Origin of the sequence: Streptococcus mitis (assembly GCF_002096925.1) — a bacterium.
In the GTDB taxonomy this organism is placed as follows: Bacteria; Bacillota; Bacilli; order Lactobacillales; family Streptococcaceae; genus Streptococcus; species Streptococcus mitis_AF.
Genome location: NZ_NCVN01000053.1, coordinates 1 through 8735, shown reverse-complemented (window position 1 = coordinate 8735; position 8735 = coordinate 1). Strand labels below are relative to the sequence as shown.

Sequence of the window (8735 nt, the reverse complement as noted above, 5' to 3'; positions counted from 1 at the left end):
ATTTCAACTCCTTTATAACTACACAAGCGATGAAATATTTCGCCTAAACTACTTCGATATTGATTATAGATAACTTTTCGTCTATACTTAGGGGTAAACACAATGTGATACTTACAGTGCCACTTTGTGTGCGATAAACTATATACCTTTTGTGCCATATTTTTCTCCTTTCGCTTTACAATTGGCTTGAACACCTTTATTGTATCGCGTTCGGAGTTTTTTTGGTATAACCTTCGACGCGCACCCGCATAGCGGGTGGTTTTTTTGTCTCTCACCTAACGGAGCGAGACGGACTAATAGTCACATAACTAAAAGGACTTAGCCCTGTACAATACAGAACTAAATCCTTTGTATAAATTAATTGTCTAACTTTTGGGGGCCAGTACAAGGAGTATGTTTTATTCTAAGTGAAAACTTAAATCTTTTTCTCAATACTGAAAAGTGGAGAAAGTGGGCGTTTTTCATGGATACGGACGATAGCATCCCCTAGGAGATGAGCGATTGAAATTTGCTCAATCTTATCGATCAAACGCTCTTCTGGCAAGTAGATTGTATCCAAAACAACCAATTTCTTAATAGCTGATTTTTGGATATTGTCCATGGCAGGACCAGAAAGAACTGGGTGCGTACAGCTTGCATATACTTCAACAGCACCCGCTTCCGCAAGGGCATCTGCCGCGTGACAAATCGTTCCAGCAGTATCAATCATATCGTCAATCAAGATACAAGTCTTGCCTTCGACCTTACCGATGATGTTCATGACTTCACTAGTATTCATCTTATCAACGCTACGACGTTTATCAATAATAGCGATAGATGTTTTCAAAAATTCTGCCAACTTACGGGCACGAGTCACCCCTCCATGGTCTGGGCTGACAACCACATAGTCAGAACCAACCATACCACGACGCTCAAAATAATCCGCAATCAGAGGAGCACCCATCAAGTGATCCACAGGAATATCAAAGAATCCTTGAATCTGCGCAGCATGCAAGTCGATTGTCAATAAACGATCCACTCCAGCTACTTCAAGCATATTTGCGACAAGTTTTGAAGTGATTGGCTCACGCGCTCTCGCCTTTCTATCCTGACGTGCATACCCATAGTAAGGCATGACAACATTGACAGATTCTGCACTCGCACGCTTCAAAGCATCCACCATAATCAAAATTTCAAGCAGATTGTCATTTACAGGCGAACTAGTTGATTGTAGGATAAAGACGTGTTTCCCACGGATTGATTCTTCGATGTTGACCTGAATCTCTCCATCTGAAAATTGGCGAACACTTGATTTCCCCAACTCTATCCCAATCTCCTGCGCCACACGTTCTGCCAATTCTTTATTAGAAGAAAGGGCAAACAGCTTTAAATCAGAAAAAGACATGATTTCCTCCGGTATATATGTATCGCTTGTGCTTTTCACAAGATTTTTCCATCTACCATTGTAGCGCTTTTTACACTATTTTTCAATCAAAAATAAAAGAAGGGCACCATATTTGTCCCCTTGCATCATTCTTTTGAAAAATATTCTAGTTCATCAACTCATTGTGCTTCTCAACAAAGCGATAAGCCTGGTAAAAACCATAGAGAGTAATGGCTGTAACCACTGGAATCGCTAAAGGCAACTCTGTCTCCAACTCCACAAAAGGAGAATTAAACAGGAAGTGAGTTCCCAAGGCTAAACCTAGGAAAATAAGCCCCTCTTTCTTACCAACCTTCTGTCCTTTATAGGCTCTGTAAAGTAAGTAAACACCTACTACAGCTAGACCTGAAAAAGTCCAGTGAGAGGCAATTCCTGAGATGATACGCTCTAAAATTCTCGAAATAGTAAAGTCAAATCCCTCTGGCAAATCCGTACGAATGTAACTAATATCCTCAATCATTTGGAAACCCAAACCAGAAGCAATTCCTAGTAAAAACAAAGATTTTAATTTTCGCACAGGAATCAAAGCTAAAACAAAGACAAGTGGCAACAATTTCAAGGGTTCTTCTACCAAAGGAGCCACAATGGCACTTTCAAAGGCATTTAAAAATGCACTATCTGGGAAAAGAACCCCCAGTAAATCATGGATATAGGTATTAGCAAAGCTAGACAACCAACCTGAAAGGAACATCCCACCCAATAAAGACAGAATCAAGGCATTCTTTGGCAATTCCCATTTTTTCCCAATACGGAAAAGGAAATAAAGAGCCGGAATCATGTAAAAGAGAGCTAGAAAGATAGAAACTCCCATTAGGCCATATTCTGCACCTGACATCGAACCATCCGTATAGTAGATTGTTTCATACTGCAAACCAATACATAGCAATAAAATAAAAATAAATAAAATGCTGTTTTTCTTCATACACTTTCTTTCTATATGAAGTATTTATAATTCTACGACTGTCATACTTCCTGTATCCACATCGTAAATAGCACCAGAGATAATGACATCATCTGGTATTAGGGGAGAATCGATAAGGAGTTGCATGTCCTCACGTACACTCTCCTCTATATCTTGAAAGGGCAAGAAGTCCTGGTCTGACACATCGACACCTAGTTCCTCTTTTAAATACTCCTGAAAAGGCCCATTTTCAAAGGTCTGAGCACCACAGTCTGTATGGTGCAATACCACAATCTCTCTTGTCCCCATTTGTTGCTGGGAAATAACTAGCGAACGAATCATGTCCTCAGTCACTCGACCACCTGCATTCCGCAAGATATGAGCATCCCCAAGTGCCAAGCCCAGAGCTTGCGCCACGTGCAAACGTGAATCCATACAGGTCACAATAGCCACTCTTGTTTTGGGTTTAAGTGGCAGATTTAACTGCCCATGTAGGGCAACATAAGCCTGATTGGCTTGCATAAACTGTTCAAAATACGACACGATTCCCTCCTTGAAAATTTGATAGTCAAATATTTCTCCTATCTTATCATTTTTAAGAGGATTTGTCACAGATTAAGCAAAAACCTTTTTCAAAACTTCCTGAATCGTTGTCACGCCAATGACCTGAATTTCCTTAGGCGGAGTAATTCCTGTCAAAGAATTCTTCGGTACATAAATCTTGGTAAATCCCAGCTTAGCGGCTTCGTTGATACGCTGCTCGATACGATTCACACGCCGAATTTCTCCTGTCAAGCCCAGTTCTCCCACAAAACATTCCTGAGGATTGGTTGGCTTGTCCTTGTAGCTCGAAGCAATGGCAACTGCAACAGCCAAGTCAATGGCAGGTTCATCCAATTTGACACCGCCAGCAGATTTGAGATAAGCATCTTGATTTTGCAAGAGAAGCCCTGCCCGCTTTTCCAAAACAGCCATAATCAGACTCGCACGATTAAAATCAAGTCCTGTCGTCGTACGCTTAGCATTTCCAAACATAGTCGGTGTTACCAAAGCTTGAACCTCCGCCAAAATCGGACGCGTCCCTTCCATGGTCACAACGATTGACGAACCAGTCGCCCCATCCAAACGCTCTTCTAGGAAAACTTGACTCGGATTGAGTACCTCAACCAATCCGCCCGACTGCATCTCAAAAATCCCAATCTCATTAGTGGAACCAAAACGGTTTTTGACCGCTCTTAAAATACGGAAGGTATGGTGGCGCTCCCCTTCAAAGTAAAGCACCGTATCCACCATATGCTCTAGCATACGAGGACCAGCCAAGGTTCCTTCCTTGGTCACATGACCTACGATAAAGATGGCAATGTTATTGGTCTTGGCCAGTTGCATAAGCTCAGCCGTCACCTCACGCACTTGAGAAACAGATCCCTGCACCCCTGAAATCTCAGGAGACATAATAGTCTGAATGGAGTCAATAATGAGGAAGTCTGGCTGGATGCGCTCCACCTCAGCTCGAACACTCTGCATATTGGTCTCTGCATAGAGATAAAACTCGCTATCAATATCTCCCAAACGCTCTGCACGTAATTTAATCTGCTGGGCAGACTCCTCCCCACTGACGTAGAGAACAGTCCCCACTTGAGACAACTGGGTTGAGACTTGTAAGAGAAGGGTTGATTTCCCAATCCCAGGATCCCCACCGATTAGGACGAGACTTCCTGGTACCACTCCGCCTCCAAGTACACGGTTGAATTCCTCCATCTCCGTCTTGGTTCGATTGACGTTGATTGAAGTCACCTCAGCCAGTTTCATGGGCTTGGTTTTCTCACCTGTCAAGGACACACGCGCATTCTTTACCTCGGCAACCTCAACCTCTTCTACAAAAGAAGACCAAGACCCACAGTTGGGACAGCGCCCTAAATACTTGGGGGAATTATATTCACAATTTTGACACACAAATGTCGCCTTTTTCTTTGCGATAATAAACCTCTTTCTATATCTCTATCTCACATTCAATCACTTGGCAAAAATCAATCTTCTCATTTGGCACAAACTGACGCATGAGCATTCCGTGAGTTACAATGATAATAGTTTTATAATTTTTATATTTTTCCAAAGTTCTTAAAAAACGATGACGCATCTCCAGAGCAGTTTCATAGCGATAAGGAGAATCTTCAGGTAAACCTCCTTGATGTTTTAGATAATATTCATGAGCTACCAATACACTAGTTAAATCAGAGTTAGTACTATCTAAGTCTGGACGCCACTCATGAAAAAACGGCTCCACAAATAAGTCCAATCCTGTTTCAACCGCTATATAATGGGCTGTTTCTAAAGCTCTCGTCACAGACGATGAAATAATAATCTCTGCCTTTCCAAAACATGCAGTTTTAGCAACTTCTTTTGCCAGACTGCGACCTTTTCCTGTCAATGGTGCTAAATCACGACCAAAACCACTATAGAGTTGCGGATTTTCAAGTTTATCAAGCATACTATAATCTGGCTCCCCGTGACGTACAAAGATAATCTTCATCCTAGTCCCCTGTCGAACCAAAACCACCAGTCCGTACACCGTCTGCCACATCTCCATCTGCAATTAAGAAAGGAGCAAAGACAGCCTGGACAACACGTTCTCCAACTTCAAGAACAACCTCTTGGTCTGTGATATTCTTCATCTGAGCAAAAATATGCCCTTCATTCCCAGGATTTCCATAATAATCCCCATCAATGACCCCAACCGAGTTAATTAAAACCAAACCCTTCTTACGAGGGTTTGAAGAACGATCATAGAGGTATAGGACCTCAGTCGGTTGCATATAAGCCTTAACCCCTGTCGGAACTAATACAATCTCTCCTGGAGCGATAACTGTACGCACAGCAACCTTTAAGTCGTAACCAGCCGCATGCGCTGTCTCACGCTTTGGCAATAAATTCTCATCTGTAAAACTAGAAACCAATTCAAAACCACGAATTTTCATCATCTTCTCTTTTCTATTATCATTTATTCTAGATTATTCTATCTTATTTATTCGGAAAAAGCACGAAAAAAAGAGCACACAATTCAAATCGCTTAGGGCTGCTGGATTCCTCCCCTGACCCGCTTCACGCAGAACTGTTGCTCCACTGTTTATTATATCACATTCCTATTCATTTTAAAAGCAAAATTATTTTTTCCGTCTATTTCTAAAAAAATCCTGCATAATAGCTGCGCATTCATCTTTCAAAATTCCCGTTTCAACCTCCACACGATGGTTGAGCCGCTCATCTGTCAAGATATCGTACAAACTCCCAGCAGCGCCAAATTTCTGGTTTTTAGCCCCGTAGACCACGTTTGGAATGCGGGCGAGTCCAATCGCCCCACTACACATGACACACGGCTCAATGGTCACAAAAAGCGTGCAATCAAGCAAGCGCCAGCTCTCTTCACTCAGGTTCGCATTCTCTATAGCCATAATTTCCGCGTGCATAACCGCTCGCTGCAACTCCTCACGTGCATTATGCCCACGACCAATGATTTCTCCGCCCTTGACAATCACACAACCAATTGGAATTTCATCGTGTTCAAGAGCGATCTCAGCCTCTCTCAAGGCCTCTCTCATGAAGACTTCTTTTTCTTCAACTGTATAATTCATCCGTTTCTCTTTTCCTACTTATCGATTTTATTATTATATCATGAATCCCAACACAAAAAAAGCCACCGAATGCGGTGACTTTATAGGGAGATTATTATGAAAAAGAAAAGTTTAGGATATTTGTTACAACAAGTTAGGAGGTCTTCTTGTAACTGTCTATAGTATACCCGACCTATCTTAAACAAATCTTAAAAATCTCTTACGACCAAACACTTTCTAAAATATTTGTTTGTTCACGACCAGGACCTACTGAGAAAGTAGAAATACGAACGCCAATCAATTCACTCACACGACGAACATAGTTACGCGCATTCTCAGGAAGGTCTTCCAAATTACGAACTCCGGTAATATCTTCTGACCAACCTGGCAACTCTTCATAGATAGGCTTGCAACGTTTCAATTGCTCAAGACTAGCTGGATAGTAGTCAATACGTTGACCATCAAGATCATAGGCCACACAGATTTTCACAGTATCTAAACCACTCAAAACATCGATAGAGTTCAATGAAAGGTTAGTAATACCAGAAACGCGACGGCTATGGCGCATCACAACTGAATCAAACCATCCCACACGACGTGGACGACCAGTTGTTGTACCATATTCATGACCGACTTCACGGATACGTTCTCCCACTTCATCAAACAACTCAGTTGGGAAAGGACCGTCTCCTACACGACTCGTATAGGCTTTACATACACCAACAACCTTGTCAATCTTACTTGGACCAACACCAGAACCAATCGTAACACCACCAGCCACAGGGTTTGATGACGTAACAAATGGATACGTACCTTGATCTATATCTAGCATAACACCTTGTGCACCTTCAAAAAGCACACGTTTACCGTTATCAAGCGCATCATTCAAAATAACAGATGTGTCTGTCACATATTTCTTGATTTGTTGACCATATTCGTAATATTCTTCAAAAATATCATCGAAATCAATCGCTTTACTATCATACAATTTTTCAAAAAGACGATTCTTTTCAGCAAGGTTACGTTCTAAACGCTCACGGAAAATATCTTTATCCAAAAGATCTGCGATACGAATCCCAACACGAGCAGCCTTGTCCATATAAGCTGGACCAATTCCTTTAATTGTAGTACCAATCTTATTGTCGCCCTTAGCTTCTTCTTGCAAACGGTCTAACTCGATATGATAAGGCAAAATAACATGCGCGCGATCAGAAATACGCAAGTTATCAGTTGTCACACCCTCCTCATGAAGATAGCTCAACTCTTTTACAAGAGATTTAGGATTTACAACCATACCATTCCCAATAACAGAGATTTTTTCAGGGAAGAAAATTCCAGATGGAATCAAGTGCAACTTAAATTTCTTACCATCGATCACAATCGTGTGACCTGCATTATCACCACCCTGGTAACGTGCAATCACTTCTGCATTCGCTGAAAGAAAGTCTGTAATCTTCCCTTTACCTTCATCACCCCATTGGGTACCTACAACAACAACTGAAGTCATAATCTTGTCTGAGCCCTCAGGCTCTTCCTTTCTCACATACATGGCAGGACTCTCACCTGCAATTATATCTTACAATTTATTATAAGAAAAAATCGCCTTTTTATCAAGAAGAAACAATAAAAAGATTTGCTATTTCCAACTATTAAAGAAAGTTTTAGAAAAAATTCCGGCTATTTATCATTATTTTCCCACAAAAAGTTAAATTTGTTCGGAAATTAACTCATATTGTCTCAACAAGCAACAAAACCCTGTTTCATTATCAATTTTTCAAGATACAAACGATAAGCAACACGATAATGGTAAACAATAAAATCCCGATGAGTCCCAATGCTATATCGGAAAAGATAATAAATCAAAAATTTAAAATGAAAATGTTCCCAGTCAAAATGATCTCCGAAGAACGTACCATACTCTTCTTCAATATTTCTATAAAAATCCGCCATCTGCTCATAAATTTTTTGTAACATAAGCATACACTCCTTTACTTTTTATAAGCTTATTCTAACAAAAAATTATAAACAGTTATTATCAAATCCTGAATTGCTCAAATACTAACCTCAAAAAGATAACAAATAGGAAAAGTTGACAGAATAGGAGGAAATCTACTACCTAAATTTCAAAAATTAAGATAATGGAAGCGGAAGGATTCGAATCCCTCGAAGGAGCGTATTTACAGTCCGCAACGTTTAGCCTCTTCGCTATCCTCGATTAAAGTACTAAAAAGATCTCCTTAAAACTGTGGTACATTACTCGAAAACGGAGGGCTCTGAAACTTTACTCGGCAAAAAGGCTCTATAATATTTGTAGTGGGAAAATCCCCTATAGATCTTATGGAGCCGATTTTGTTGTAGAAAAAAAGTCCCATAAGATCTATAATGAAAAGTGACCAAACAACCCATTAGAAAGATTCATATGGAACAATTACATTTTATCACAAAACTACTAGACATTAAAGACCCTAATATCCAAATTATGGATGTTGTTAATATAGATACCCACAAAGAAATCATTGCTAAACTAAATTGTGAGGGCCCATCTTGTCCTGATTGCGGAAGTCTAATGACACGAGATAGATTATAAATTACATAACAAAAAAGAGGCCTAAACCTCTTTTTCTTAACTACTCCGCCAGTAGGACTCGAACCTACGACATCATGATTAACAGTCATGCGCTACTACCAACTGAGCTATGGCGGATTAAAGCTAAGCGACTTCCATATCTCACAGGGGGCAACCCCCAACTACTTCCGGCGTTCTAGGGCTTAACTTCTGTGTTCGGCATGGGTACAGGTGTAT

10 protein-coding genes, 1 tRNA gene, 1 rRNA gene, 1 other RNA gene and 1 pseudogene are annotated in these 8735 nt (G+C 40.6%); 1 reads left to right on the top strand and 13 read right to left on the bottom strand.

The window, feature by feature from the left end:
* From B7692_RS07495 to comW, 11 genes are all read right to left on the bottom strand, one after another.
* Positions 1 to 158 (bottom strand): transposase (locus B7692_RS07495; protein ID WP_205008225.1); only part of this gene is annotated, 158 nt, incomplete at its 3' end.
* A gap of 257 nt (positions 159 to 415) precedes the next feature.
* Positions 416 to 1384, bottom strand: a complete 969-nt coding sequence (locus tag B7692_RS07490) for a ribose-phosphate diphosphokinase (RefSeq protein WP_000010158.1) — start codon at positions 1382 to 1384, stop codon at positions 416 to 418.
* Positions 1385 to 1529: 145 nt separating this feature from the next.
* Positions 1530 to 2345 carry a PrsW family intramembrane metalloprotease gene (locus B7692_RS07485; RefSeq protein ID WP_084930355.1) on the bottom strand — a complete coding sequence of 272 codons (816 nt, stop codon included), beginning with the start codon at positions 2343 to 2345 and terminating at the stop codon, positions 1530 to 1532.
* A 24-nt stretch (positions 2346 to 2369) separates the two neighbouring features.
* Positions 2370 to 2867 (bottom strand): beta-class carbonic anhydrase, encoded by a 498-nt coding sequence (locus B7692_RS07480; protein WP_004240973.1) that lies wholly within the window; start codon positions 2865 to 2867, stop codon positions 2370 to 2372.
* A 72-nt stretch (positions 2868 to 2939) separates the two neighbouring features.
* On the bottom strand, positions 2940 to 4301 hold the full coding sequence (radA, locus tag B7692_RS07475; RefSeq protein ID WP_084930354.1) for a DNA repair protein RadA: 1362 nt from the start codon (positions 4299 to 4301) through the stop codon (positions 2940 to 2942).
* 13 nt (positions 4302 to 4314) lie between these two features.
* Positions 4315 to 4854 (bottom strand): histidine phosphatase family protein, encoded by a 540-nt coding sequence (locus B7692_RS07470; protein WP_084930353.1) that lies wholly within the window; start codon positions 4852 to 4854, stop codon positions 4315 to 4317.
* 1 nt (position 4855) lies between these two features.
* Positions 4856 to 5299: a dUTP diphosphatase gene (locus tag B7692_RS07465; protein ID WP_084930352.1), complete on the bottom strand. Its 444-nt coding sequence runs from the start codon at positions 5297 to 5299 to the stop codon at positions 4856 to 4858.
* Between the two features lie 56 nt (positions 5300 to 5355).
* Positions 5356 to 5453, bottom strand: an RNA gene (ffs, locus tag B7692_RS07460) — signal recognition particle sRNA small type.
* 32 nt (positions 5454 to 5485) lie between these two features.
* Entirely contained in the window at positions 5486 to 5953 is a 468-nt protein-coding gene (tadA, locus tag B7692_RS07455) for a tRNA adenosine(34) deaminase TadA (protein ID WP_084930351.1), read from the bottom strand.
* A 199-nt stretch (positions 5954 to 6152) separates the two neighbouring features.
* On the bottom strand, positions 6153 to 7439 hold the full coding sequence (locus tag B7692_RS07450; protein WP_084930356.1) for an adenylosuccinate synthase: 1287 nt from the start codon (positions 7437 to 7439) through the stop codon (positions 6153 to 6155).
* Positions 7440 to 7669: 230 nt separating this feature from the next.
* Positions 7670 to 7906 (bottom strand): sigma(X)-activator ComW, encoded by a 237-nt coding sequence (comW, locus tag B7692_RS07445; protein ID WP_084925929.1) that lies wholly within the window; start codon positions 7904 to 7906, stop codon positions 7670 to 7672.
* A gap of 445 nt (positions 7907 to 8351) precedes the next feature.
* Between comW and B7692_RS10925 the strand changes: the two are divergent.
* Positions 8352 to 8507, top strand: a pseudogene (locus B7692_RS10925) (ISL3 family transposase); the annotation flags it as partial.
* A gap of 55 nt (positions 8508 to 8562) precedes the next feature.
* Here B7692_RS10925 and B7692_RS07440 read toward each other — a convergent pair.
* A tRNA-Asn gene (locus B7692_RS07440) sits at positions 8563 to 8636 on the bottom strand.
* A 5-nt stretch (positions 8637 to 8641) separates the two neighbouring features.
* Positions 8642 to 8735: ribosomal RNA gene (gene rrf / locus B7692_RS07435) — 5S ribosomal RNA — on the bottom strand; the annotation flags it as partial.